The following is a 23,541-nucleotide window of genomic DNA, read 5'->3' on the forward strand; positions in this document are numbered from 1 at the left end:
GTGACTGAAATCAGTCGCTGATCAGCTGATCCACCAATGACGGATCGTCGATGAAACGGTTACGCGTGCCCTGCAGCGCTTCGATTTTGTCGTTGCGTGCCTTCTCGTCCGCATCGGGCGGGTCCATGCGGTGCCAGGCCTTGTACATCGGTATCAGACCGACGATGGGCAGGTCATACTCGACGTGCATGTGGAAGATCGCCCGGGCGATATTGCCCTTGGCTTCGTCACGCGGTTCCACCAACTGATAGCTGGCCTTCATGTCGCAGCCGATATCGGCGAATTTGCTCGGCACATCGTCGGCCAGGTCGGCGAATTGGGCGTTGCGCCGGACCAGCTCCACGCGGGTCAGCGCCGGGTAGTAGTTGTGCAGGTCGGCGACGATATACGGGTAGCGCGGGTTCATGATGGTGCACTGGCGATCAGTGACGCAGCGCATTGCACTCTTGAGCTGCTTGCCGCTGTAGATCGGGCTGGCCGTCAGCGTGCCGCTTTCGCGGGCGAAGGTCTGGCCGCAGTACAAGGTGCTGCCGCCATTGCCATAGAGGTTCTGCCAGAACGCCTGTGCGATGGCCTGTTTGACGTCGCCCAGTTGGGTCTGGCCGCTGGCCAGGGAGAAGGAGCTCATGCAGGTTGCCAGGCAACCGAGAAACAGCGTGACGGTGCGCATACTCAAGCCCCCGACTGACGGCATCTTTTGTTGTTTTTTGTAGGACAAAACGAAGTCTAGCAAGACGTACGTCGCAAAAAACATCGACAGCGTTTTCACCCAAATTGGGATGGCTTCAGGCAAACGCGAGGCGGCATCGATGGCTGGCGGATTTGTAAGCCATGGCTTACGAGATGTGGCGATAATCGCCACTGTCGAGTCATCAGGTACGAGCGTACTCTGCCGCACATGGATTCAGCGCAGGAAGCGCCCAGACAAACAAGGACACGCTGGACAGCCGCCAGGATGGTGAGCAGATCAAGGATGTCAGGACAACAGTCTGCAAAACCCCGCAATCGCGGGGTTTTCTTTTTTCTGCCTGGCAGTTTCCCACCGTATTCTGGCTTTCAAGCCGCTCGTTGTTCGCTGCGCAGCCGTTCGAACCAGTCCAGCGTCTCGTCCCACAGGCGCTGCGCCGCAGGGCGGAAATACCCCATATGACCGATATCGCCCTGGCCTTCGGCTTGTGAGTCGAGCGTGCGCGCCTGGAAGGGCGCGTTGGTGTAGGCGGCCATGAAGGCATCGCGCGAGGCGGGCGGTGCCCACAGGTCGTCCAGCGTGTTGAGCGCCACGATGGGCGTGCGTACCTGGGCGAAGCGCTCGGCCAGCCCCGGCATCTGCGGGTCGTCGAAGAAGTAGCGCGGGAAGCGGCACCAGCGCTTCCATTGGCGATAGACGCCCAGTGGCAGATCTTCGCCCATGCCCAGCGTGCTCCACGCCAGATAACCCTTGTAGCGCGTGATCAGCGGGCCGACCACCCGCCACATGGCCAACACACGCAGTTGTTCGCCCTTCGGCATCCAGCCATGCCAGCCAGCGCCAGTGCCGAAGGTATAGAAGCCGGCGACCTGGTCGTGGTTTGGCAGCAGGCCGAAGGCGTGGCCGCCGAAGGAATGGCCTACCACGAACAGCGGGCGCTCGGCGTGCCGGTGCTGATCCACCGCCGCGGCCAGGTCGAGATTGGCCCAGTCCAGATATTCCATCTCGAAGCCGCGCAGGCTGTCCGGTCTGGATTGGCCGATGCCGCGATAGTCCAGGGTCAGGGTGTTGAAGCCCCGGCTGGCGGCGTGTTCGGCGAAGCGTCGGTAGAAACCTTGCGGCACGCCGGTCGCGCCGGCGATCAACAGCTGCGCATGGGGGCGCTCGGCGTAATAGCGCGTGGCGGCCAACGGGTAATCATCGAGGGCCAGCAGGGGCTGGGTTTCGCGGCGAATGGACGTGGTCATGGCGACAGGGACTCCGTGCGGTGCTGGCGGGTCAGATGGAGCAGGGTGGTCACTGCCTGCTTCAGCGGTTCGCTGCTGCCGGCGACGCGCGCCTGCAGCAGGCCGCCTTCGTAGAGTGCGACGAACAGGGCAGCGAGGCCTTGCGACTGTGGATAACCATGGCGTTGCAATTGCTGCTGCAGCGCGTGGCGAATGACCATGAAGGCGTTGGCCAGGGCCGCACGAATCTCCTGATCGTCCGGGCCGCTTTCCAGGGCGACGGCAGCCAGCGGACAGCCGCGTTCGAACGCGCTGTTCTGCAACTGGCCAAGTGCGCTCTGTAGCCAGGCGCTCAGCGCATCGAGCGGGTCGGGCTGACGCTCGAAGAGCGCGGCGAAAGCCTGTTCGGCGCGCTGGCCGACGCGTTCGATCGCTGCTACCGCAAGCTCGGTCTTGCCGCCCGGGAAGTGATGGTAAAGGCTGCCCTTGGGCGCACCGGCGGCCGCCAGCAGTTCGCTCAGGCCGACGCCGTGCAAGCCCTTGCGCTGCAGGGCATCGATCATGGCGTCGATCAGATTGTCGCGAGTGGTCTTGGTCATGCCCTGGATTATCTAGACCGACCGGTCTAGTGGCCAGTGTCATTCAGGCCGTGGATCAGGGCATATCTGCAGTCAGCTCCTGTGCGCGGCGCCGGTTGGGTCGAGCAGCGTCAGAAGGTCTGCGGGAGGGACTTAAAAGGATTTCGTGCGAGATGAATAAGCCAGGATGCGTTTGCGCTTCCTGGCCGCGATGCCGCTCGGGGTCAAGTCTCCCTGGCGGCCCGAGCGGTCATTTATTGGTTCAACCGACCTGCTTGGCTACCCAGGCAGCGTAGGCGTCGATGAATTTCTGCAGGAAAGGCTTGATGCCGTCGCTGAGCGCGCCGTTTTCATCGAAGAAATTGCCGGCACCGCCCAGATAAGCCTCCGGCTGCTGCAGCACATGCACGTCGAGGAACACCAGGCACTGGCGCAGGTGGTGGTTGGCGCCGAAGCCGCCGATAGCACCGGGCGAGGCGCTGAGTACGGCACCGGGCTTGCCGCTGAAGCCGCTCTGGCCGTACGGGCGCGAGCCGACGTCGATGGCGTTCTTCATCGCGCCGGGAATCGAGCGGTTGTACTCGGGGGTGACGAACAGCACGGCGTCGGCCGCATTGAGCTTGCTGCGGAACGGCGCATAGGACGCCGGAGCGGTATCGCCGTCGGCGTCTTCGTTGTACAGCGGCAGGTCGCCGATCTCGAGGATTTCCAGGTTCAGCGAGGCGGGCGCCAGGTCGGCCAGCGCCAACGCCAGCTTGCGGTTGATGGAGGCCTTGCGCAGGCTGCCGACCAGTACTGCGACGTTGTAGGTCTTGCTCATGGTTGTTCCTCTGGCGAATGAATAAACAGGCAGCAACTATAGACCGGTCAGAGGAATCGGGTTCCGTCTTGTCTCACTCCAATGCTCGTGCCGTGGCGATGAAGGGCCGCAAGGTGATCGGAATCGACTTGGCTGCCGGCACCTTGGCCTTCTTCTCATGGTGCCAGAGCGGCACCAGCACGTTGCACTCGGGGTAGTAGGCAGCGCAGCAGCCTTCGGGAATGTCGTGCGGGGTGACGCGCAGCGGCCCGACCGAGCGCTGCACGCCATCGTCCACGGCGGTGCTTGCCTGCACCTGATCGCCTTCGCTGAGCCCCAGTCTTGCCATGTCGTTGCGATGCATGAACAGCACCGAGCGAGTGCCGTGCACGCCGCGGAAACGGTCATCGTAGCCGTACACCGTGGTGTTGAACTGATCGTTACTGCGGATCGTCATCAGGTTGAGCACGTCACGACGTTCCGGGTTCTGCTCCACGTCGTCGTTGAGCGCCAGGGTGTCCGGCCGGGTGAAGTTGGCCTTGCCGCTGTCGGTGTTCCATTCGCGCCAGGTAGCCGGCAGTGGGCGATGGAAGCCACCCGGTTCGAGCATGCGCGTGTTGAAGTCATGGAAAATGTCCGGATAGCTGGTGGCGATGGCCTCGCGGATCAGCCCGTAGTCGGCCACCCAGGCATCCCAGTCCATGCGCGGGTTGGCCGGCAGCGTTGCCTTGGCCAGGGCGGCGATGATCGCCGGTTCCGAACGCAACTGCTCACCGGCCGGCTTGACCACGCCCTGCCAGGCACGGATGCAGGCGGTGCTGTCCTCGGTAGTGTGATACTGCGCGCCGCTGGCCTGAATATCCATCTCGGTACGCCCCAGGCAGGGCAGGATGTAGGCCTTCTCGCCGTGCACCAGGGCGCTGCGGTTGAGCTTGGTGACGATCTGCACGGTCAGGCGCAGCTTGCTCCAGGCCGGCTCCAGGCGCTGGCTGTCCGGCGTGGCGCGGACGAAATTGCCGCCGAGGGAGAGAAATGCCTTGATCCTGCCGTTGAGCACACCTTCGCAGGCGTCCACCGTGGTGGTGCCGTCATGCTCCGGCACGTTGAAGCCGAACTGTTCGTACAGGCGGTCGACCGGCACCTGCGCGACCTTCTCGGTGATGCCGACGGTGCGCTGACCCTGCACGTTGGAGTGGCCGCGCACCGGGCAGATGCCCGCCCCTTCCTTGCCCAGGTTGCCGCGCATAAGCAGCAGGTTGACCAGTATCTGGATGCTGGTCACGCCATGGCGATGCTGGGTCAGGCCCATGCCGTAGATGGCGATGACCCGCTGGCAACCGGCATAGACCTTGGCGGCGCCTTCCATCGCGCCACGGGTCAGGCCGCTGCGGCGCTCCAGCATCTCCCAGGCATAGCCGCGGATGGTCCGCTCGAAAGCCTCGAAGCCCTGGGTGTGCTGCTCGATGAAGGCGATGTCGAGCACACGATCCTGGCCGTTCTCGCGCGCCGCGTCGTCCATCGTCAGCAGCGCCTTGCAGATGCCGGCGATGGCCGCAGCATCGCCGCCAATGATGAGCTGGTGATAGTGGGTGGTGACCACCTCCGACTCACCGGTGAGCATTTGCCGCGGCGATTGTGGATTGGTGAAGCGCTCCAGGCCGCGTTCGCGCAGTGGATTGAAGGTGAGGATGGGCGCGCCGCGCTGTCGGGCGGCGTCCAGGTCATGCAGCATGCGCGGGCTGTTGCTGCTGGTGTTGTGGCCGAAGATCATCAGGCCGTCGGTCTTGCCGAAATCCTCCAGGGTGACGGTGCCGACCGGCACGCCGATGCTTTCCGGCAAGGCCACTGAGGTGCTCTCGTGACACATGTTGGAACTGTCCGGCAGGTTGTTGGTGCCGAAGCGGCGCGCCAGCAACTGCCACATGTACGAGGCTTCCAGCGAGGCACGGCCGGAGGCGTAGAACACGGCCTGATCGGGGTCTTCCAGTGCCTTGAGCTCGGCGCCGATCTCGGCGATGGCCTCGTCCCAGCTCACCGGAAGGTAGCGATCAGTCGTCGCATCCCAGCGCATCGGCTCGGTCAGGCGACCCTGTTGCTCCAGCTGGTAATCGCTCCAGTTGCGCAGCTCGCTCAGGCTGTGGCCGGCGAAGAATTCGGGCGTGCAGCGCAGGCTGGTGGTTTCCCAGGCCGTGGCTTTGGCGCCGTTCTCGCAAAAGGCCAGGGGTTTGGACGGGTGGGGCTTGGCCCAGGCGCAACTGACGCAGGCGAAGCCGTCGATCGGGCGGTTCTGCTTGAGTAGCGCCGCAGCGCCGGTCAGTGGCGCCCGTTCGCGCAGCAGGATGGTGCCCACGGCATTGGCCGAACCCCAGCCACCGGAAGGTCCACGATAGGGTTTGAATCGGGGTTTCATGCTCCGTCTCCCTGGCTCGTCGTCTTGCAGTTACGACGGAGGGGGCGGGAGATGGTTCAGGTTGTTTGCCCGTGCATGGCGCAAGCGGGGCGCATCGTGCCGGTTAAAAAAACGGGCCCGTTCAGGCCCGCAAGTTCACGCTCAAAGGTTTGCCAGGCACTGCGCCAGGCCTATCGGTTCGGGGCGCAACAGCCGATCGTCCATCAGTTTCGGCTGGCGCACGATGGGCGCAAAGTCCATGCGCGCGAGAATGTCGCGCTCGATGTCCACGCCCGGCGCCACTTCGATCAGTTCCAGGCCTTCGCCAGTCAGCCGGAACACGCAGCGCTCGGTGACGTAGAGCACCGGCTGGCCGCGTTCGGCGGCCAGGCCGCCAGCGAAGGTGCGGTGCTCTACCTCGGCGACGAACTTGCGCAGCTCGCCGTCCTCAATGATGCGCAACTGGCCGCCTTCGATGCGGATGTCCTGTTTGCCCGCACTGAAGGTGCCGACGAACACCACCTGCTTGGCGTTCTGGCTGATGTTGATGAAACCGCCCGCGCCGGCCAGGCGCGAGCCGAATTTCGACACGTTGAGGTTGCCCGCCGCATCGGCCTGGGCCAGGCCGAGAAAGGCGATATCCAGGCCACCGCCATCGTAGAAGTCGAACTGATAGGGCTGATCGAGCAGGGCGCTGTGGTTGCTCGCCGCGCCGAAGTCCAGGCCCGAGGCCGGCACGCCGCCGATCACGCCGGGCTCGGCGGTCAGCGTCAGGCGCTCGATCACGCCCTCTTCGGCGGCCACCGCCGCCACGCCCTCGGGCATGCCTATACCAAGGTTGACCACCGCGCCAGCTTTCAGCTCCAGCGCCGCGCGGCGGGCAATCAGCTTGCGCACATCCAGCGGCATGGGCGTCAGGCTGTCTACCGGCACGCGGGTTTCGGCGGCGAAGGCCGGGTTGTAGGCGGTGGCGAAGGTCTGCTGGTGATTGGTCGGCTCGGCCTGCACCACGCAGTCCACCAGAATGCCGGGGATCTTCACCTGGCGAGGGTTGAGCGAGCCGCGCTCGACGATGCGCTCGACCTGGGCGATCACCAGCCCGCCGGAATTGCGCGCGGCCATGGCGATGGCCAGGCTCTCGATGGTCAGCGCCTCGCGCTCGAAGCTGAGGTTGCCGTCAGGGTCTGCGCTGGTGGCGCGGACGATGCCGACGTTGATCGGGAAGGTCGGGTAGAACAGATAGTCCTCGCCATCGATGGGCATCAGCCGCACCAGGTCGGCGGTGGTGAGCGCATTGAGCTTGCCGCCGCCATGACGGGGGTCGACGTAAGTGCCCAGGCCGACACGCGAGAGCTGCCCCGGTTTGCCGGCGGCGATATCGCGAAACAGCTGGGAGATCACCCCCTGCGGCAGGTTGTAGGCCTCGATGCGGTTGTCCACGGCCAGCTTCTGCAGCCCCGGCACCAAGCCCCAGTGACCGCCGATCACCCGGCGCACCAGGCCTTCATGGGCCAGATGGTTGAGGCCGCGGCCCTTGCCGTCGCCCTGGCCGGCTGCGTACACCAAAGTCAGGCCCTGCGGCGCCTGTTCGGCGACGAATCGCTGCTCCAGGGCGATGGCGATCTGCTCGGCGAAACCGATGCCGACGAAGCCGCCGGTGGCCAGGTTGGCGTTGTCCGGAATGCGCGCCACGGCTGCGGCGGCGGTCATGATCTTGCTCATTGCGGGTACTCGTGAGTTGCAGAGGGCTGTAGGTGTGGCGGGCGGCTTTGCGCTTCAGCCGCGAAGATCGCGGCTAAAGCCGCTCCTACAGAGAACGTCAGAAGCTTCCAAGTAGCGTGCCCAGGGTAATCACCACCGCCAGCGCCACCATCGGGAAGGCCACGGTGTTGACGAAGATGAACTTGTACGACTCGCGGTGGGTGAGCTTGCAGATTGCCAGCAGCGAGATCACCGCGCCGTTGTGCGGCAGGGTGTCCATGCAGCCCGAGGCCATGGCGGCGACGCGGTGCAGCAGCTCGGGGCTGATGCCGGCGGCGGTGGCCATGGTCAGGTACTGCTCGCCCAGGGTCTTCAGTGCGATGGACATGCCGCCGGAAGCCGAGCCAGTGATACCGGCGAGGATGTTCACCGCCACCGCTTCGGAAATCAGCGGGTTGCTGGAGACGCCCAGCACCAGGTCGCGGATGATGACGAAGCCGGCCAGGGAGGCGATCACCGTGCCGTAACCTACTTCGGCGGCGGTGTTGAGGATCGGCAGCATGGAGCCGAAGGCGCCGTCGTTGACGCTCTTCTTCAGGTCCATCCAGCGTTTCCAGTGCAGGGCGATCAGCAGCACGATGGCGGCGCTGAGGGCGACGATGATCGACCAGATACCGATCAGCGACTTGGCATCCTGCAGACCGCCGTATTCCGGCTTGGCCAGGTAACTGGTGTCCACCGATGGCAGGATCTGCTTGGCCATCAGGAAGTTCAGCGCGATCACCACGAAGATCGGCAGCAGCGCCAGCCAGAAGCCGGGAATGTCGCGGCGCTCTTCGCTGACCGGATCATCGCGATGCTCGCCGTAGCCTTCGCCGGCAGCCATCAGCTTGCGCGACTGCGCGGTGAGCCACCAGGTGCCGAGGCCGAACATGATCAGCCCGGCGATCACCCCCAGGCCCGGCGCGGCGAAGGCGTCGGTGCCGAAGAAGGGGTTGGGAATGGCGTTCTGAATCGCCGGGGTGCCGGGCAGGGCGGTCATGGTGAAGGTGAACGAGCCGAGGGCGATGGCGCCGGGGATCAGGCGCTTGGGGATGCCCGCCTCGCGAAACAGCGCGGCGCCGATCGGGTACACGGCGAAGGCCACCACGAACAGCGACACGCCGCCATAGGTGAGGATGCCGCAGGCCAGCACGATGGCCAGGATGGCGCGCTCGCTGCCGACCTTGGCAACGATGCCATGAGCGATGGCGCGCGCCGATCCCGAGTCGTCCATCAGCTTGCCGAACAGTGCACCCAGCAGGAACAGCGGGAAGAACTGGATCACGTAGCCGCCCATGGCCTTCATGAACACCTGGGTGTAGGTGGGCAGCAGCAGGGCGATGTCGCCGGCGAACAGCAACGCCAGCAGAGCCAGCAGCGGAGCGAGGATCAGGACGTTGATACCGCGGTAGGCGAGGTACATCAACAATGCGAGGGAAATCAGAATACCGAGGGTACCCATGGGTGGTTCCTTTTGTTGTTGTTCTAGCGGCTGAAGCCGTTTATCGGCAAGGCGCGGATGCGGCAGCGCGCCTTTGCCGGGTATAGAGCCAGAGTCGTGCCAGGCCGGGATGAGACTTTGGTCGATGTGGCGAAAAGGCTGATGGGCCGGGGATTTCAGGCGTCAACGCCGAGTGCGGGGCAGGTAGGCCGAATATAGGTGGATGTCCAATTTTCTGGATTTTTCCAATTTCATGGATTGCCTATTCGCTTTGTGTCCAGGATTCTGGATGCTGGCAATCCTCGGATTTCCTCCACCCGATACATCCGGCGGGTTTCACCCGCCCTACAACACAAGTCACCCGTAGGGCGGGTGAAACCCGCCAACTGCCGTGGCGTCGTGCCCGGCTCCGGATTTCATCCGGGCTACGCAATTGCGGCCAGCAACGTTATCTGAAGGAGCGGCTTCAGCCGCGAAGCGATTTCGGTCCGGTGACGATCGCGGCTGAAGCCGCTCCNNACCAGCCACCAGCCACCAGCCGCCGGCGCTTAACCCCTTCGCCCCAGCCCGTGCTGCGCCAGCTTGGCGTAGAACCCGGCACGGGAAATACCCAGGCGTTCGGCAGCCAATTGGCGATTGCCATCGGTAGCGGCCAGCGCCGCCAACAGCGCCTGGCGCTCGGCCTGCGCCAACTGTTCGGCCAGCGTCTGCGCTGTACTCGCCATCACTGGCACAACGGGTGTCGGCGCACTCGGCGCAACCGGGTCGACCAGCAATCCACGCAGAACTTCGCCATCCAGCCGCCCATCGACCGCCAACTGCGCCCGCTCCAGCAGGTTGCGCAGCTCGCGCACGTTGCCCTTCCACGGCTGCGCGCAGAGCAGGGCGAGGGCATCGTCCGTCAGCTCCATGGGCGCCAGGCCGGAGCGGTTGGCCAGGTCATCGAGCAAATGCTCGATCAGCGCGGGAATGTCGCCGGCACGTTCGCGCAGCGGCGGTACGCGCAGGGCCAGCACGTTGAGGCGGTAGTAGAGGTCATCGCGGAACTGCCCGGCTGCCACCTTGGCCTCCAGATCGATATGGGTGGCGGCGATCACCCGCACGTTGAGCGGCTTGACCTGGTTGGAGCCGAGCGGCTCCACCTCCTGCTCCTGCAGCACGCGCAACAGCTTGGCCTGCAACGGCAGCGGCAGGTCGCCGATCTCGTCGAGAAACAGCGTGCCGCCGTTGGCTACCTCGAACTTGCCGATGCGCCCCTTACGCTCGGCGCCGGTAAAGGCGCCCGGCGCGGTGCCGAACAGCTCGGCCTCCACCAGGGTTTCCGGGATCGCCGCGACATTGACCGCGACGAAGGGCCCGTTGGCCCGTGGCGACAGGTTGTGGATGCCCTGGGCCAGCAGCTCCTTGCCGGTGCCGGTCTCGCCGCGGATCAGCACGGTGGAGTCGAGCTGCGCAGCGCGGCGCGCCTGGCGCTTCACCTCGCTGGCCGCCGCGCTGGCGCCGATGAAGCCGGCGATGGTGTAGCGCGCTCGTCTCGCCTTGGCCAACTCATGCTGGGTGGCAAGCAACTGCGTCTGCAGGTTGTTGTACTTGGCCATCAGCGGCTTGAGATGGCGGGCGCGGTCGAACAGGACGAAGCCCAGCGCGCCGACCAGGGTGCCGTCCTCGTCACGCAGCGGAATGCGGGTGACCACGAAATGCTCGCTGCCGAAGGCCATCAGGTCGAGCATGCTCGGCTGGCCGCTCTCCACCACCTCGCGCAGGCGGCTGGCCGGCAGCACTTCTTCGATCTCCTTGCCCAGCGCCGTGCGCGCGTCGGCGATGCCAACCTTCTGCGCGTACTTATCGTTGATCCAGACGATGCGTGCCCGGCGATTGACCGCGATGGTGCCTTCGCACTGCGCATCGAGGTGATCGAACAGCAGCGGCATGGCCACCGCGCGAAAGCGCTCGGGCGACACGCCGATGATCAGGCCATGCTGGTCGAGGTCTTCGTGGGAGATAGCCATGGGCGAATGTCCGAAGTCAGAAGCCGCTGATTATGGTTGGCGCCGATCCGCGCGGGCAATGTCAACAGTCATCGGACAATGGCATTCGACGCGCGCTTCTGGAATAGTTGAGCGGCTGCGCGTAACCCGCCGGCACCTGCCGATCGCCCACAAGGCCTGCCCGGCAGCCGAGACACCTGCCGTGTCCCTTTCGCGCGCTGACCAAGCGCGCTAGGCGAGCCATCCGCCCGCCGCTGGATCCGCACCGCTTTGCCGGTGCCACAACGATAACGCCAAGATCCACTCAAGGACGCCCCGATGAAACTCAAGCGACTCTTCTCCGCGCTCGCCGCCGGCGCTGCGCTGACCGCCCTGTGCGCCACCGCGCAGGCGCGTGAATACTCCGTCTCCACCGTACTTTCCGACGCCTTCCCCTGGGGCCAGGCCGCGCAGAAGTGGGCCGATCTGGTCAACGAACGCTCCGAAGGGCGCATCACCCTGCGCGTCTACCCCAATGCGCAACTGGTCGCCGGCGACCAGACCAAGGAATTCTCCGCCATGCGCTCCGGCCTGATCGACATGGCCGTGGGCTCGACCATCAACTGGTCGCCGCAGGTGCCGGAGCTCAACCTGTTCTCCCTGCCGTTCCTGATGAAGAACGACGCCGACCTCGACGCCATCACCCAGGGTGAAGCCGGCAAGCTGGCCTTCGCCGCCATCGAGCAGCGCGGCATCGTGCCGCTGGCCTGGGGCGAGAACGGCTTCCGGCAGATCTCCAACTCGGCCAAACCGGTGCGCAGCCCTGCCGACCTGGCGGGCCTGAAGATCCGCGTGGTCGGTTCGCCGCTGTTCCAGGACTCCTTCACCGCCCTCGGCGCCAACCCCACGCAAATGAGCTGGGCCGATGCCAAGCCAGCACTGACCACCGGCGCGGTGGATGGCCAGGAAAACCCGCTGTCGGTATTCGACGTGGCGCGCGTCGACCAGGTCGGCCAGAAGTACCTGACCCTGTGGGACTACATGGCCGACCCGCTGGTGTTCGCCGTCAACCAGCGCGTATGGAAAGGCCTGCCCGAGGAAGATCGCGAACTGCTGCGCCAGGCCGCCATCGACGCCGGTAAGTGGGAGATCGAGCTGTCGCGTGGCGCTCAGGCCCAACGCCTGGCCGACGTACGTGAACGCGGCGTGGAAGTGATCGAGCTGACCGACGCCGAGCGCGCCGCCTTCGTCGAAGCCACTGCCAGCGTGCAGGAGAAATGGGCACCGCGCATCGGCGACGCGCTGATGGAAGCCGCGCGCAAGGCCGTGGCCCAGCCCTGATTCGTTCCATCTGACCGGAAGCCCGCGCACTGCGGCGCGCAGCGGTGGCTGCCCTTTAGCCTGCTCTGCTCCCCTCTCCCGCTTGCGGGAGAGGGGCCGGGGGAGAGGGCAGGGGGCGGCACCGCTGGCGCGCGTTGCTCCGGTCATTCGAGGTTCTTATGAGCAAGCAAGTCGACGCGCCGCTGGAGCGCGTGCTCGCCACCCTGGCCCTGGTGATCATCAGCCTGATCAGCCTGGCCAACGTCGTGGTGCGTTATTTCACCGATGCATCCTTTGCCTTCACCGAGGAAATCTCGGTGTTCCTGCTGGTCATCCTCACCTTCGCCGGTGCCTCGGTGGCCATGCGCAGCAACCGACATATTCGTATCGGTCTGCTCGAACGCCTGTTCCCGCGCCTGCGCACGCCGCTGATCCTGTTGCAGTGGCTGGCCGGTGTGCTGGTACTGGGGCTGGTGTGCTGGTACGGCGGTCAGTTCGCCTGGGAGGAATTCCAGTGGGATTCCGAATCGCCCGGCCTTGGCCTGCCCAACTGGTGGTACGTAATCTGGCTGCCGATCCTGGCGCTGCTGGTGTTTGTGCGCCTGACCCAGATGACCGTCGATCGCCTGCGCGGGAGGATCAGCGATGAGCCCTGATCTTTGGCTGATCCTCAGTTTCGTCGTACTGCTGGCGCTCGGCGTACCGGTGGCCTTCGCCCTCGGCCTGTCCGGGGCCATCGGCATCATTGCCGGCCTGTCGCCGGACATGCTCGCCACCCTCGGCACCAACACCTACAACGGCGTGGCCAAGTACCCGTTGATTGCCATCCCGCTGTTCATCCTCACCGGCCTGGTGTTCGAGAAAGCCGGCGTAGCACTCAGATTGGTGCGCTTCGCCCAGGCGCTGATCGGCCCGCGTCATGGCGGCCTGGCGCTGGTCGCGGTGCTGGTGTGCCTGATCATGGGCGGCATGAGTGGCTCAGGCCCGGCCGATGCTGCTGCCGTGGCCATGGTGATGCTGCCGAGCATGACCAAGGCGGGGTATCCCAAGCCGTTCTCGGCCACATTGATCGCTGCCTCGGCCTCGACCGCCATCCTGATTCCGCCGTCCATCGCGCTGATTCTCTATTCCATCGTGGTGCCGGGTGTCGATTTGCGTGCGCTGTTCGCCGCCGGCCTGTTCCCCGGCATCCTGGCCGGTCTGGTGCTGCTGCTACCGGCCTGGCTGCTGTCGCGCCATTACGGCTGGGAATCCCCGGAGGAGGGCGAGCGTCCGCCGCTGGGCGAGAGCTTCAAGCAGGCGCTGCCGGCGTTGTTCGCCCCGGTACTGATCCTCGGTGGCCTGCGCAGCGGCCTGTTCACACCCACCGAAGCGGCTGTGGTCGGCGTGACCTACGGCGTGCTGGTCGGCCTGTTCCTCACCCGCGAACTGAACTGGCGCAGCCTCTGGCGCCTATGCGGCGAGGCCGGGGTGATCTCCGGCGTAGTCATGCTGATCATCGCCCTGGCTGGCATCTTCGCCTGGGCCGGCACCATGCTCGGCACCTTCCGCCACCTGGCCGAATGGCTGATCTCACTGTCGGACAACGGCTGGGTGCTGCTGGCGCTGGTGATGCTCGCCGTGCTGCTGGCCGGCATGCTGCTCGACGCGATTTCCATCTACCTGATCCTGATGCCTATCCTGATTCCGGTCATGCAGCATTTCGGCTGGAACCCGGTGTGGTTCGGCATCCTGCTGGCGATGAACATCGCCATCGGCCAGTTCACCCCACCGGTGGCGATCAACCTGATGGTCACGGCGGAAGTCGCCAAGATACGTCTGGAGCAGACCGTCGGCTGGGCGGCGCTGTTCGTCGTGGTGATGTCCAGCGCCCTGCTGCTGGTGGCGATCTTCCCCGAAATCGCCCTGTGGCTGCCGCGCGTAATGGGTTACGCGGTGTAAAACAGGCAAGGCCGTCTATAGTTGCCTGGAGGTGTGCAGCGCGGGGGCTGCGCACCGTCGCAGGTCGTGCTGGGCAATAAAATGGGCGATGGCAACTATAACGATCACAGGGATGTAGGCGCAGGGCACAGCGACGGCCTTCTGGAGGCTGGCAAGCGCGCACTGGTGCGTACCATCCTGCTCGCCACCGGCCTGACCCTCGGTGGCTTTTCGATCCTGCAGGCGCTGGCCGGCAACTATCCGTTCGCCATCGTTGAAGTGCTGTTCACGGCCTTGCTGCTGTTCGGTGCCTGGCGCATCGAGGGCGCCAGGCATCTGTACTTGTGGATCTACCTGTACCTGATCCCGACCTTCTGCTTCATCCTCTACATCATCGTCATGCCGGATGCGTCCTCAGCGGCGTTCGTCTGGCTGTACATGATTCCGCTGCTGGCCTACCTGCTGCTGGGCAAGCGCCGTGCCTTCCTGCTCACCGCGCCGTTCATGCTCGCCGGCCTGCTGCTGTACTTTGCCGACAACCACCTGAACCTGGACACTCATGGCCTGATCGACGTCGGCAACGCTGCCCTGTGCGGCGTGTTGATCCTGGTCTTCGTGCATATCTACGACGGCCTGCGCATGCAGGCCTACGAGGAGCTGGAGCGCCTGGCGCAGACCGACTCGCTGACTGGCGTGGCCAGCCGCGGCAGCTTCCAGCATGCCCTGCAGCGCAGCATCCAGGAGGCCGATCGCAGCAGCGGGCACCTGGTGCTGGTGCTGCTCGACGTCGACCACTTCAAGCAGGTCAATGATCAGTGGGGGCACGACGCCGGCGACATGGCCCTGCAGCACATCTGCCAGCTACTGCAGCAGCGTCTGCGCGTCACCGACTTTCTCGGGCGCCTGGGCGGGGAGGAATTCGGCCTGTTGCTGCGCCACACCGACAGCGCGGGCGCCGAACCGCTGGTGGAAAAGCTGCGCAAGCAGATCGCCGATCAACCGCTGGAGTACGACGGTGCTCAGATTGCACTGTCCGCCACCTTCGGTTTGGCCGCCTGGCCGAGGGATGGCCGCAGCGCTGCCGAGCTGTACCGCACCGCCGATCGCCGCCTGTACAGCGGCAAGCAGCGTGGGCGTAATCAACTGGTCAGCGCCGACCTGCCGCCTGAGCTACTGCTGGACAAGCTCGACGTAAGGCTGTGATTGATCGACCGCTGAATATCGCTGTCGGCTTGGGCGCAGGTGACTCGATCTGAACTGCTGGGCGCATGGCCGGGTCTGTTTCAGTACACCTTGTGGAATGCAAAGGAGTATTGCATGGACCTTATCCGTATCCTCATCGCCATCCTGCTGCCGCCGCTGGGCGTTTTTCTGCAAGTGGGTTTCGGCGGCGCGTTCTGGCTGAACATCCTGCTCACCCTGCTGGGCTACATCCCCGGCATCGTCCACGCGGTGTACATCATCGCCAAGCGCTAAGACCTGCAAACAATGAGAAGCCGCGGCTCAGCCAAGGCCTCCTCTCTGTAGGAGCGAATTCATTCGCGATAGGCCCGACTCGGTGCCCAAACTGGATCGCGAATAAATTCGCTCCTACACGCTCATCATTCCCGCCGCAAAAATGCACACTGAACAACTGCGCCAGGTCGCGCCACATGGCGACCGAGGCGAAGCCGCATTCCTGCTTGGCTGCATTCCCGGTATCGTCCTCACCGCCAAACGCTGAGGCCCACAAGCAACGAAGCCAAGGCACCCACTCTCTGTAGGAGCGAATTCATTCGCGATAGGGCCGACTCGGTGCCCAAACTCGATCGCGAATAAATTCGCTCCTACACGGCCATCACTCCCGCCGCAAAAAATGCACGCTGACAGCTGCGCCGGGTCGCGCCACATGGCGACCGAGGCGAGGCCACGTTCACCGCTTGGCTGCATCCCCGGCATCGCCCTCACCGCCAAACGCTGAGACTCCAAAAGCAACGAAGCCAAGTCACCCTCTTCTGTAGGAGCGAATTCATTCGCGATAGGCCCGACTCGGTGCCCAAACTTGATCGCGAATAAATTCGCTCCTACACGGCCATCATTCCCGCCGCAAAAAATGTACGCTGAACAACTGCGCCGGGTCGCGCCACATGGCGACCGAGGCGAAGCCGCATTCACCCGCCAACCCACAAAAGCCGCTCGGCGTGTATTTATAGGAATTCTCCGTATGCAGGGTTTCGCCTGCCGCGAAGTCGAACACGCGATCCTCGATGCGTACCTGTTGCGCTTGTTTGCTGACCAGGTGCATTTCGATACGCGACTCGGCCTCGTTGAAAAAGGCCCGATGCTCGAAGCGCCGCGGGTCGATATCACTGTCCAGCTCGTTGCGGATGCGCTCGAGCAGGTTGAGGTTGAACAGCGCAGTCACCCCGGTCGCATCGTTGTAGGCGCGCTCCAGCACCTGCCGGTCCTTCACCAGGTCCACGCCGATCAGCAAGCCGCTGCCGGCCGGCAGCGCCCGATGCAAATTACGCAAAAAGGCACGGGCTTCATCCGGGTCAAAATTGCCGATGCTGGAGCCGGGGAAGAACGCCAGCGGCCGTTGCCCCAGCGCCTCGGCGGGCAATTTCAGCGGCTGGCTAAAGTCGGCGCACAGGGCGTGCACGTCGAGCCAGCGATAGTCGGCGGCCAGGCGACGGGTGCAGATATCCAGAAACTCGCGGGAGATATCGATGCCCAGATAACGCGTCGGGCGCAGGGCTTCGAGCAGCAGGCGAATCTTGCGGCTGGCGCCGCTGCCCAGCTCCACCAGGCTGGCGTTGCGCCCGGCCAGCTCGGCGATATCGTGCGCTGCCAGGTGCAGAATGGTTTCCTCGGTGCGCGTCGGGTAGTACTCCGGCTGCTGGCAGATCAGCTCAAACAGCTGGGAGCCGCGGTGATCGTAGAAGAACTTCGGTGACATCGCTTTCGGGCTGGCTGCGAAGCCGCGCAGCGCTTCTTCGCGCAGGCTTTCCTGTTCCGGGCTGCTGGACTGTTCGTGGGTGCGGATTGCCAATGCCATGCTCAGAGCTCCTTGGCCAGGCGCAGGCCGGAGAACTGCCAGCGCATCGTGGGGTAGAAGAAGTTGCGATAGGTGGGGCGAACGTGATCCTCGGGTGTGGCGCAGCTGCCGCCGCGCAATACCATCTGCCCGGACATGAACTTGCCGTTGTACTCACCCAGGCTGCCGCCCAGCGGACGAAAGCCGGGATATGGCCGGTAGGCGCTGGCGGTCCATTCCCACACATCGCCATAGAGCTGCTGCAGGCCATCGCCGGCGCCCGCGGCTACCGGCTGCAGATGATCGTTCTCGACGAAGTTGCCCCACAGCGGTTCGTCCTGTGCGGCAACCTCCCATTCCTCCTCTCGCGGCAGGCGCGCCTGCGCCCAAGTGGCGAAGGCCTCGGCCTCGAAGTAGCTCAGATGGCAGACCGGTGCATTCAGATCCAGCTCGCGCGGGCCGCCCAGGGTCAGCTCCAGCCAGTCGTCGCCCTCGCATTGCCAGTACAGCGGCGCCTGCCAGCCGGCGCGCTGGATATGGTCCCAGCCATCCGCCAGCCACAGCGCTGTGCTGCGATAACCGCCATCGCGGATGAACTCCAGGTACTCGCCATTGCTCACCGGCCGGTTGGCGAGCTGAAAGGCCTCGACGAACACGCGGTGCCGCGGCCGCTCGCAGTCGAAGGCGAACTCCTCGCCGGCATGGCCGATATGGCGCAAGCCGGCGGGGAAGTTGATCCAGCGCAGCTTGCTCGCCTCGGCGCCACCCGGTTTGAGGTCGTTGCGATAGACCGGGCGCAACGGGTTCTGCGCCAGGATGTGCTTGATATCCATCAGCAGCAGTTCCTGATGCTGCTGCTCGTGCTCCAGCCCCAGCTCGACCCGCTGCAGTACCTCGTCATTGAGGTCGGCACCCATGCTGTTGAGCAACTGCTCCATGGCCAGATCGACATGGCTGCGATAGGCGTACACCTCACTTACCGTCGGCCGCGACAGCAACCCCCGCCGCGCTCGCTCGAAGGGTGTGCCGTGGGTCTTGTAGTAGGAGTTGAACAGATGGTCGTAGCGCTCATCCAGCGGGCGATAACCCGGCAGGAATGGCTGCAGCACGAAGGCCTCGAAGAACCAGGTCACATGCGCCAGATGCCATTTCGGCGGGCTGACGTCCGGCATGCTCTGGATTACGTAATCCTCGCGCTCCAGCGGCTCGCAGAGCCGTTCCGTGGCAGCGCGTACCCGCTGATAACGCTGCCATAGCTGTTCGAGTTGCAATTGTGAAACGTCGATCCTGCTGGCGCGGTTCGGCATATCGCGCATCCTTTGCTGGCGTCGCAAAGCGCGACGGTTCTTTAAGCCGACTGGGCAAGAAGGGCAAAGGTTCAGGGAAAAATGTGGCGGTTGTATGCCAGGGGTGCAAACGGGGGCAGTTAACCATTGGGGGCGTTGGGCCTCCAAAAAACTGGGCGAGGCTGCGATCTGTATGGCATCGACTGCCTCGCCTAGGGTTTCAGTGGCCTATATGAGCAACCTGATTCGCTTTGCTTTCTCGAATAGTTCGGTATACGTTACATTTAATATTAATTGTTACGTATAAAGAACATGGACTATGCCCTCATCACGCTACGACTTGGCGAGCAGCTTCGGCTGCGCCGTCTCAATCGCGGGCTGACACAGGCCGCGCTCGCTTCCCTTGCGGACATCACTCGGCAAAAGGTCATCGCCATCGAGAAGGGCGATCTCACCGTGGGGATGATGGCCTATGCGCGCGTGCTGGCAGCCCTCGACGCTGAACTCGAGGTGGTTCCAGCAGCCATGCCCACGCTGGACGAAATACAGGGAGTGTTCGATTGATGACAGCCGTGCTGCAGGTTGCAACGCCTGAGGGCGATAGCGGCAAGGTGCTTGCCAGTGGCACTGACTATCTGTTCCGCTACCACGAGAATGCCAAGGCGCAGGCAGCGATCAGCTTGCTCATGCCGGTACGCCTGGACGAATACCGCCATCGGGAACTGCACCCCATTTTCCAGATGAACCTGCCGGAAGGCTACGTCCTTGAACAGCTACGCAACCGCCTGGCCAAGGTGGCCAACCTTGACCCGATGTTGCTGTTGGCGCTGTCTGGCAGCAGTTCGCCTATCGGGCGGGTGACGGTCAGTTCGCCTGACGTGGATGCGTTGCTGCGCAGACAGCAATTCCCCGGCGAAAAACTGGAAGAAATCCTCGCCTGGGATGGAGCAGAAGATATTTTTGCCAGCCTGGTGGATCGCTACATCCTGCGCGCCGGGATTTCGGGCGTTCAGCCCAAGGTGCTGGTGCCGGAGCACCAGGGCGCGATGCCGCAACGCTTTACCTCGAAAACCTCCGAGCTGATCATCAAGAGCGGTCGAGACGAGTTTCCAGGGCTGGCGATCAACGAGTTCCTTTGCATGTCCATCGCCAAAGAGGCGGGCATCGCGGTGCCGGAATTCTACCTTTCCGACAACGCCAAGTTGTTCGTCATGCGCCGTTTCGACCGGGATAAACAACTCAACCCCATCGGCTTCGAGGACATGGCGGCCTTGATGGGGCTGGCTGCGCAGCAAAAGTACAGCAAGAGCTATTCAGCCATCGCCAAGGCCATCCGCTTGTTCTGTGCGCCCGAGCAGGTGCAAGGCTCGCTGGCACAGCTATTCGCCATCGTCACCCTGAGCTGCATCGTCGGTAATGGCGACGCCCATCTGAAGAACTTCGGCCTGCTGTATTCCAACCCGACCCAGCGCGATGCGCGGTTGGCACCGGCCTACGATATCGTCAACACCACTGCCTATATCCCAGAGGACGTTTTGGCGCTGGATCTCGTAGGCAATAAGTCGCTCTTCGCGTCGCGCCAAGGGCTGCTGGATTTTGCTCAAGTCTGTGATGTGGCGCGGCCAGAAGAAGTGATCCGCGAGCAGTTACAAGCACTGGAACGAGTGCTGGCGCGCTTAACCGAGCTGCGTGAGCAGGCACCGCATGTGGTCGCCGCAATCAGGCAGTGTGCTGGGCCTTTTATGCAGAGCTTTGGTTAGTGGAGGCAGATTTGGGGTCGCAGTGCAGGGAGGAACGATGGACAGACCAAGCTTTTCAGCGGTAAATCGTGGTCTGTCCCTGATTGTTTGAGGAGGAGTTGGCTGGCAATAGTGTTGATGACAATGGGTAAGAACTAAGGCGACGGGTGGTGGTGCACCCAGAGCGCGGTGCACCACTGTATAGGAAAATAAATCTGTCCCCGATTTCCCGCCTCTTACGCATCCTCGATCTTCCGGTGGATGGCTATTAGATCTGGAAGAAACTGCAGGCAATGAGCTGTGAAGAACTCTCGGGACTTATTGATCCGGTACTTGTCGAACAGACAGTGCAGGGCTTGCTCAAGCTTTGAATAGTTTGTGGTTTCAAGCTGACTTAATACCGTGAAGCGAAATGGTACACCTGTCGTATAAAGCTGGCTGATGCGCTTGTCGACGGGCCCTGTGGTAATCCCGATCTTAACTATCTCGACCTGCTCAGCGGTGTAGAGACCGGTGGAAAGCACGTACAGCGTGCCGATGTCGGCCTCCAACTTGGCTAGATCCTCCCCCTCGATGAAGTCATCGGCCTGGGTTTCGCCTGAGGCAGCATCCGCCAAGAGTGTCATCAGGTGCGGTTTACGGCTTTTGTCCGCAGTGATGTCTGATGCGCCTCTGCAGGCCAGATAGATGCGGGCCAGAACTGCATGGTCTACGTCCTTGTAGTTGCCGGCCGCGACGTTTTTTAGATGGCTTGGGGTTCCGACGTGCTGGGGGTATTCGACTTTCACGATTTCTCGGATCTGCTGGGATGTTAGTCCTTCAGGATGCTGGCGAAGAATCTCGCGGACTACATCGGTGAAGCTGAGGTCGTTCGGCATCTTCAATCCTAAGAAATCGTGCTCTTTTGATGGTATCAGCGGGGCTAGGAATGAAACATAAACTACCCGCATTGCAGCGCGGCTCGTACCTGCCCAAAACGGTCTTTAGCCGTTGGCCAAACAGCGCGTCCTAGCTGCCTTTTCTAGTCATCTTCGATGGGGCGGTCAGGCTGGAAGTCGTCAAGATTAAATTGACGTCTGAACTCGTCAGCTTGCGATTCCTTGAACCTAAACATCTGGGTCACCGAGCTAAGGATGTAATTCGGGGGTAGATACTCTATTAGGCGGTCTCTATCCCTAAAACAGTGGATTACCCGATGGAACAGTTCGGGCTGAAGGGGGATGGCTGCGTTTGGGTTATGGAACATGTAGATGCCATCGTGCCAGGCTTCGTAATAGTCGCCGTCGTCGACGATAGATTTAAACGGATAAGGGTTGCCTTCCGCATCCGTTCGAGCGCCGTAGACCACTGCCATCGATGTACTACTCCTAACCCCCGCGAGACGCCCCATACGGTTGAACTTTGGAATTGTTGCGCCAGTGGCCAGCATGACGGCGGAGACATGCCGGTTCCCAGGCTGAGCGAAGAAGTTTGAAGAGATTGTTCGTCCCTCATACTCATGGCGCTCCACCGGCACCATTTTCCCGTCGATCAGCTCCAGGCCATAGAGAAATTTTTGCAGGGAGCCTTGTGAAGTCGCCATCGACATCGCCATCGAGTAATCATGGACGGCAATTACGAAGGGGTGCCCCTTAGTATGAGGCAACTCCCAGTAGGGCAGCCCTAGAGGTTCAGGCCGGTGGCGTACCTTCTTGGCTAGTGTTCTCTGGAATTTGAAGGGCATAGCCTTCTCAACGTGTTCCAGCAGGGCCGCTATTGTTTCCTCCTTGATAGGCTGATCACCGATTTCTTCGTCTTCAAGCTCCGCGACCGTGGCGGCCTCTACTGCAACAGTCATGCCTCCTTTGGATAGCAGGTAATCTGGTTGAGGGTGAGAGTGATCTATGTTGAAGTCGAGCTCATAGAAAACTGCCTGAAGGTAAAGCTCGAACAGGCGAGAGTTGAATTCGTTACCCTGCAAGCCCCGTATGAATATGCCGTCTGGGTCTTCGAACCAATGAGCCAGCTCCTCCATGGCAACCCTTGCCGGATAGTAGGTCGGGTCATTCAAGAGCATTTTCAGGTACTGGTTTTGCTTATGCTCGGGCACTTTCGAGGCGAAAATGCCGAACGGACTTTCCGCCTCATCGCTCTGGCTAACCATTCCGTCGACAGCTTTTGCAACGATCCTCGGAATCCTTTTGGCAGCTTCCTGAATCGCCTCATCTGCGGTGGGAAGTGAGACCACCGTTTCTACAGCACGGAAACGCTTTGCCAGGTCGCGGGCCAAGACAATTGCGTTGTAGTCATCGTCGATGTGACAGCGCAATACCACTGCCAGCAGTGTGACCCCCTCTACCTCGCAGGCATACCAATTCACCTCCGTTGTGAAATCCTTTACGTGCGGCGAGCGGCCGTAAAAGTAGGCCTCGAACCTGCGCTTGCTGATGGGTATAAACATTGTGAAAGTTGCTCTTGAGGTGGGGGCGACATTCAGATTTGTAATATGGGGAGACGTCGTCCTGGCTCTATCTCTCAAAGACTTTGCATCATCCGGCACTTCGGAAACCCCGAACATCCCCAAAACTGCTGCCCGGCCTTCGCCCCTGTCTTCACCGTACGAATCAGCAGTGCGCTGCCGCATTTCGGGCATTGTCGCTTGGCAGTCGGATCACTACGGCGCTTGAGGTTTTGCACATGCTCGCGGTGGGTGGCGAGGGTCGGTGCGCGGCGGCCGGTTTGCAGGGCGTGCAGCATGGCGTCGACTTCAGTCTCGCTGAATACCGGCTGCTGGAATGACTGGATATAGCGGATAAAGCCAATGCCCTGGGTCACATTGGCCGGGACTTCGGTTTTAAAAGTGCTACCGCCGACAAAAGTGATGACCGAGTGCAGATGCTCGGGGCTGACGCCAAGGGTGGCTTCCAGGGCTTTGAGGTGTTTGTAGTTCTGCCGCAGTGGGTTCTGGAATTTGAAGGAGCGTTTGTAGAGCTTCTGCGTCCACTGCGCCTGCTTCTCGCTGCCGAAGATCCAGCCGCTCATGTTCTTCGTTTCCAGCACGAAGATACCGTAGGGCGAGAGGAATACGTGGTCGATCTGGGTGGTACCGTCCGGCGTATTCAGGGTGACGTTGTGCAGGCGGCGGTAGGTTTGCTTGTCCAGCTGCCAGTGGGCGAACAGACGCACCAGCAGTTCACCGATCTGCCCCTTGGCCCAGGGCGATTTGAGCAGGCCGATCAGCAGGGCCGCTGGGATGCACCAGGTCAGCATGCCCCAGACCTGGGCGACTATCGGGCTGTAATCCATTTTCTTCCTTGAGCAGCTGCTTGGTGGGCGCCCGCGTAGCGGGCGAGCAGGGGTGCCGAAATCCAGATGCCTGGCACTGAGCCGATAATGGCCAATTGCTTTCGAGTGCTCAAGGGGATCGCGACCATTGTCCTATGGCGCGAT

20 protein-coding genes are annotated in these 23,541 nt (G+C 62.8%); 7 read left to right on the forward strand and 13 right to left on the reverse strand.

The window, feature by feature from the left end; all coding sequences use genetic code 11:
• Positions 1–10: 10 nt before the first annotated feature.
• The 8 genes from B3P22_RS03545 to B3P22_RS03580 all read right to left on the reverse strand — a co-directional run bounded on the left by B3P22_RS03545 (position 11) and on the right by B3P22_RS03580 (position 10,873).
• Positions 11–670, reverse strand: a complete 660-nt coding sequence (locus tag B3P22_RS03545) for an endonuclease (RefSeq protein ID WP_296269908.1) — start codon at positions 668–670, stop codon at positions 11–13.
• A 386-nt stretch (positions 671–1,056) separates the two neighbouring features.
• Positions 1,057–1,935, reverse strand: coding sequence for an alpha/beta fold hydrolase (locus B3P22_RS03550; protein ID WP_296269910.1), 879 nt, complete (start codon positions 1,933–1,935; stop codon positions 1,057–1,059).
• Complete coding sequence (locus B3P22_RS03555; protein WP_296269911.1) at positions 1,932–2,513, reverse strand: TetR/AcrR family transcriptional regulator; 582 nt, start codon at positions 2,511–2,513, stop codon at positions 1,932–1,934. The genes B3P22_RS03550 and B3P22_RS03555 overlap by 4 nt, the downstream gene beginning before the upstream one ends.
• Before the next feature lie 241 nt (positions 2,514–2,754).
• Positions 2,755–3,312 carry an NADPH-dependent FMN reductase gene (locus tag B3P22_RS03560; RefSeq protein WP_296269913.1) on the reverse strand — a complete coding sequence of 186 codons (558 nt, stop codon included), beginning with the start codon at positions 3,310–3,312 and terminating at the stop codon, positions 2,755–2,757.
• Positions 3,313–3,385: 73 nt separating this feature from the next.
• Positions 3,386–5,701 carry an FdhF/YdeP family oxidoreductase gene (locus tag B3P22_RS03565; protein ID WP_296269914.1) on the reverse strand — a complete coding sequence of 772 codons (2,316 nt, stop codon included), beginning with the start codon at positions 5,699–5,701 and terminating at the stop codon, positions 3,386–3,388.
• 141 nt (positions 5,702–5,842) lie between these two features.
• Positions 5,843–7,402 (reverse strand): acyl CoA:acetate/3-ketoacid CoA transferase, encoded by a 1,560-nt coding sequence (locus B3P22_RS03570; RefSeq protein ID WP_296269916.1) that lies wholly within the window; start codon positions 7,400–7,402, stop codon positions 5,843–5,845.
• A 97-nt stretch (positions 7,403–7,499) separates the two neighbouring features.
• Positions 7,500–8,885, reverse strand: a complete 1,386-nt coding sequence (locus tag B3P22_RS03575) for a GntP family permease (protein WP_296269918.1) — start codon at positions 8,883–8,885, stop codon at positions 7,500–7,502.
• A 527-nt stretch (positions 8,886–9,412) separates the two neighbouring features.
• Entirely contained in the window at positions 9,413–10,873 is a 1,461-nt protein-coding gene (locus tag B3P22_RS03580) for a sigma-54 interaction domain-containing protein (protein WP_296269919.1), read from the reverse strand.
• Positions 10,874–11,170: 297 nt separating this feature from the next.
• On the opposite strand from B3P22_RS03580, the gene B3P22_RS03585 reads away from it, so the two are divergent.
• The 5 genes from B3P22_RS03585 (at position 11,171) to B3P22_RS03605 (ending at position 15,547) form a co-directional block, all read left to right on the forward strand.
• The gene (locus tag B3P22_RS03585; protein WP_296269921.1) at positions 11,171–12,172 is read left to right on the forward strand and encodes a DctP family TRAP transporter solute-binding subunit; all 1,002 of its coding nucleotides are present in this window, start codon (positions 11,171–11,173) and stop codon (positions 12,170–12,172) included.
• Positions 12,173–12,330: 158 nt separating this feature from the next.
• On the forward strand, positions 12,331–12,807 hold the full coding sequence (locus tag B3P22_RS03590; protein ID WP_296269923.1) for a TRAP transporter small permease: 477 nt from the start codon (positions 12,331–12,333) through the stop codon (positions 12,805–12,807).
• On the forward strand, positions 12,797–14,092 hold the full coding sequence (locus tag B3P22_RS03595; RefSeq protein WP_197856893.1) for a TRAP transporter large permease: 1,296 nt from the start codon (positions 12,797–12,799) through the stop codon (positions 14,090–14,092). Before B3P22_RS03590 ends, B3P22_RS03595 begins: the two co-directional genes overlap by 11 nt.
• An 81-nt stretch (positions 14,093–14,173) precedes the next feature.
• Positions 14,174–15,274: a GGDEF domain-containing protein gene (locus B3P22_RS03600; protein ID WP_296269957.1), complete on the forward strand. Its 1,101-nt coding sequence runs from the start codon at positions 14,174–14,176 to the stop codon at positions 15,272–15,274.
• A 114-nt stretch (positions 15,275–15,388) separates the two neighbouring features.
• The gene (locus B3P22_RS03605; RefSeq protein ID WP_003084988.1) at positions 15,389–15,547 is read left to right on the forward strand and encodes a YqaE/Pmp3 family membrane protein; all 159 of its coding nucleotides are present in this window, start codon (positions 15,389–15,391) and stop codon (positions 15,545–15,547) included.
• A gap of 598 nt (positions 15,548–16,145) precedes the next feature.
• Here B3P22_RS03605 and egtD read toward each other — a convergent pair.
• Both egtD and egtB read right to left on the reverse strand, forming a co-directional pair.
• The gene (gene egtD, locus B3P22_RS03610) at positions 16,146–17,108 is read right to left on the reverse strand and encodes an L-histidine N(alpha)-methyltransferase (RefSeq protein WP_296269926.1); all 963 of its coding nucleotides are present in this window, start codon (positions 17,106–17,108) and stop codon (positions 16,146–16,148) included.
• A 2-nt stretch (positions 17,109–17,110) separates the two neighbouring features.
• On the reverse strand, positions 17,111–18,394 hold the full coding sequence (egtB, locus tag B3P22_RS03615; RefSeq protein ID WP_296269927.1) for an ergothioneine biosynthesis protein EgtB: 1,284 nt from the start codon (positions 18,392–18,394) through the stop codon (positions 17,111–17,113).
• A 291-nt stretch (positions 18,395–18,685) separates the two neighbouring features.
• On the opposite strand from egtB, the gene B3P22_RS03620 reads away from it, so the two are divergent.
• Positions 18,686–18,937: a helix-turn-helix domain-containing protein gene (locus tag B3P22_RS03620; RefSeq protein ID WP_296269928.1), complete on the forward strand. Its 252-nt coding sequence runs from the start codon at positions 18,686–18,688 to the stop codon at positions 18,935–18,937.
• Positions 18,937–20,133 (forward strand): type II toxin-antitoxin system HipA family toxin, encoded by a 1,197-nt coding sequence (locus B3P22_RS03625; RefSeq protein WP_296269929.1) that lies wholly within the window; start codon positions 18,937–18,939, stop codon positions 20,131–20,133. Before B3P22_RS03620 ends, B3P22_RS03625 begins: the two co-directional genes overlap by 1 nt.
• Positions 20,134–20,348: 215 nt before the next feature.
• Here B3P22_RS03625 and B3P22_RS03630 read toward each other — a convergent pair whose 3' ends face one another.
• The 3 genes from B3P22_RS03630 to B3P22_RS03640 all read right to left on the reverse strand — a co-directional run bounded on the left by B3P22_RS03630 (position 20,349) and on the right by B3P22_RS03640 (position 23,397).
• A complete protein-coding gene (locus B3P22_RS03630; protein ID WP_278325558.1) occupies positions 20,349–20,990 on the reverse strand; it encodes a GIY-YIG nuclease family protein in 642 nt (213 codons plus the stop codon).
• A 143-nt stretch (positions 20,991–21,133) separates the two neighbouring features.
• Positions 21,134–22,669: a hypothetical protein gene (locus tag B3P22_RS03635; protein ID WP_296269930.1), complete on the reverse strand. Its 1,536-nt coding sequence runs from the start codon at positions 22,667–22,669 to the stop codon at positions 21,134–21,136.
• Positions 22,627–23,397 (reverse strand): nuclease-related domain-containing protein, encoded by a 771-nt coding sequence (locus B3P22_RS03640; protein ID WP_296269931.1) that lies wholly within the window; start codon positions 23,395–23,397, stop codon positions 22,627–22,629. Before B3P22_RS03640 ends, B3P22_RS03635 begins: the two co-directional genes overlap by 43 nt.
• Positions 23,398–23,541: the final 144 nt, after the last annotated feature.

This window comes from Pseudomonas sp. UBA6323 (assembly GCF_002439135.1).
Taxonomy (GTDB): Bacteria; Pseudomonadota; Gammaproteobacteria; order Pseudomonadales; family Pseudomonadaceae; genus Aquipseudomonas.

Coding starts and splice junctions, on each gene's coding strand:
- B3P22_RS03545 (WP_296269908.1), bottom strand. CDS start 670: ATGCGCACCGTCACGCTGTTTCTCGGTTGCCTGGCAACCTGCATGAGC.
- B3P22_RS03550 (WP_296269910.1), bottom strand. CDS start 1,935: ATGACCACGTCCATTCGCCGCGAAACCCAGCCCCTGCTGGCCCTCGAT.
- B3P22_RS03555 (WP_296269911.1), bottom strand. CDS start 2,513: ATGACCAAGACCACTCGCGACAATCTGATCGACGCCATGATCGATGCC.
- B3P22_RS03560 (WP_296269913.1), bottom strand. CDS start 3,312: ATGAGCAAGACCTACAACGTCGCAGTACTGGTCGGCAGCCTGCGCAAG.
- B3P22_RS03565 (WP_296269914.1), bottom strand. CDS start 5,701: ATGAAACCCCGATTCAAACCCTATCGTGGACCTTCCGGTGGCTGGGGT.
- B3P22_RS03570 (WP_296269916.1), bottom strand. CDS start 7,402: ATGAGCAAGATCATGACCGCCGCCGCAGCCGTGGCGCGCATTCCGGAC.
- B3P22_RS03575 (WP_296269918.1), bottom strand. CDS start 8,885: ATGGGTACCCTCGGTATTCTGATTTCCCTCGCATTGTTGATGTACCTC.
- B3P22_RS03580 (WP_296269919.1), bottom strand. CDS start 10,873: ATGGCTATCTCCCACGAAGACCTCGACCAGCATGGCCTGATCATCGGC.
- B3P22_RS03585 (WP_296269921.1), top strand. CDS start 11,171: ATGAAACTCAAGCGACTCTTCTCCGCGCTCGCCGCCGGCGCTGCGCTG.
- B3P22_RS03590 (WP_296269923.1), top strand. CDS start 12,331: ATGAGCAAGCAAGTCGACGCGCCGCTGGAGCGCGTGCTCGCCACCCTG.
- B3P22_RS03595 (WP_197856893.1), top strand. CDS start 12,797: ATGAGCCCTGATCTTTGGCTGATCCTCAGTTTCGTCGTACTGCTGGCG.
- B3P22_RS03600 (WP_296269957.1), top strand. CDS start 14,174: ATGGGCGATGGCAACTATAACGATCACAGGGATGTAGGCGCAGGGCAC.
- B3P22_RS03605 (WP_003084988.1), top strand. CDS start 15,389: ATGGACCTTATCCGTATCCTCATCGCCATCCTGCTGCCGCCGCTGGGC.
- egtD (WP_296269926.1), bottom strand. CDS start 17,108: ATGGCATTGGCAATCCGCACCCACGAACAGTCCAGCAGCCCGGAACAG.
- egtB (WP_296269927.1), bottom strand. CDS start 18,394: ATGCCGAACCGCGCCAGCAGGATCGACGTTTCACAATTGCAACTCGAA.
- B3P22_RS03620 (WP_296269928.1), top strand. CDS start 18,686: ATGGACTATGCCCTCATCACGCTACGACTTGGCGAGCAGCTTCGGCTG.
- B3P22_RS03625 (WP_296269929.1), top strand. CDS start 18,937: ATGACAGCCGTGCTGCAGGTTGCAACGCCTGAGGGCGATAGCGGCAAG.
- B3P22_RS03630 (WP_278325558.1), bottom strand. CDS start 20,990: ATGCCGAACGACCTCAGCTTCACCGATGTAGTCCGCGAGATTCTTCGC.
- B3P22_RS03635 (WP_296269930.1), bottom strand. CDS start 22,669: ATGTTCGGGGTTTCCGAAGTGCCGGATGATGCAAAGTCTTTGAGAGAT.
- B3P22_RS03640 (WP_296269931.1), bottom strand. CDS start 23,397: ATGGATTACAGCCCGATAGTCGCCCAGGTCTGGGGCATGCTGACCTGG.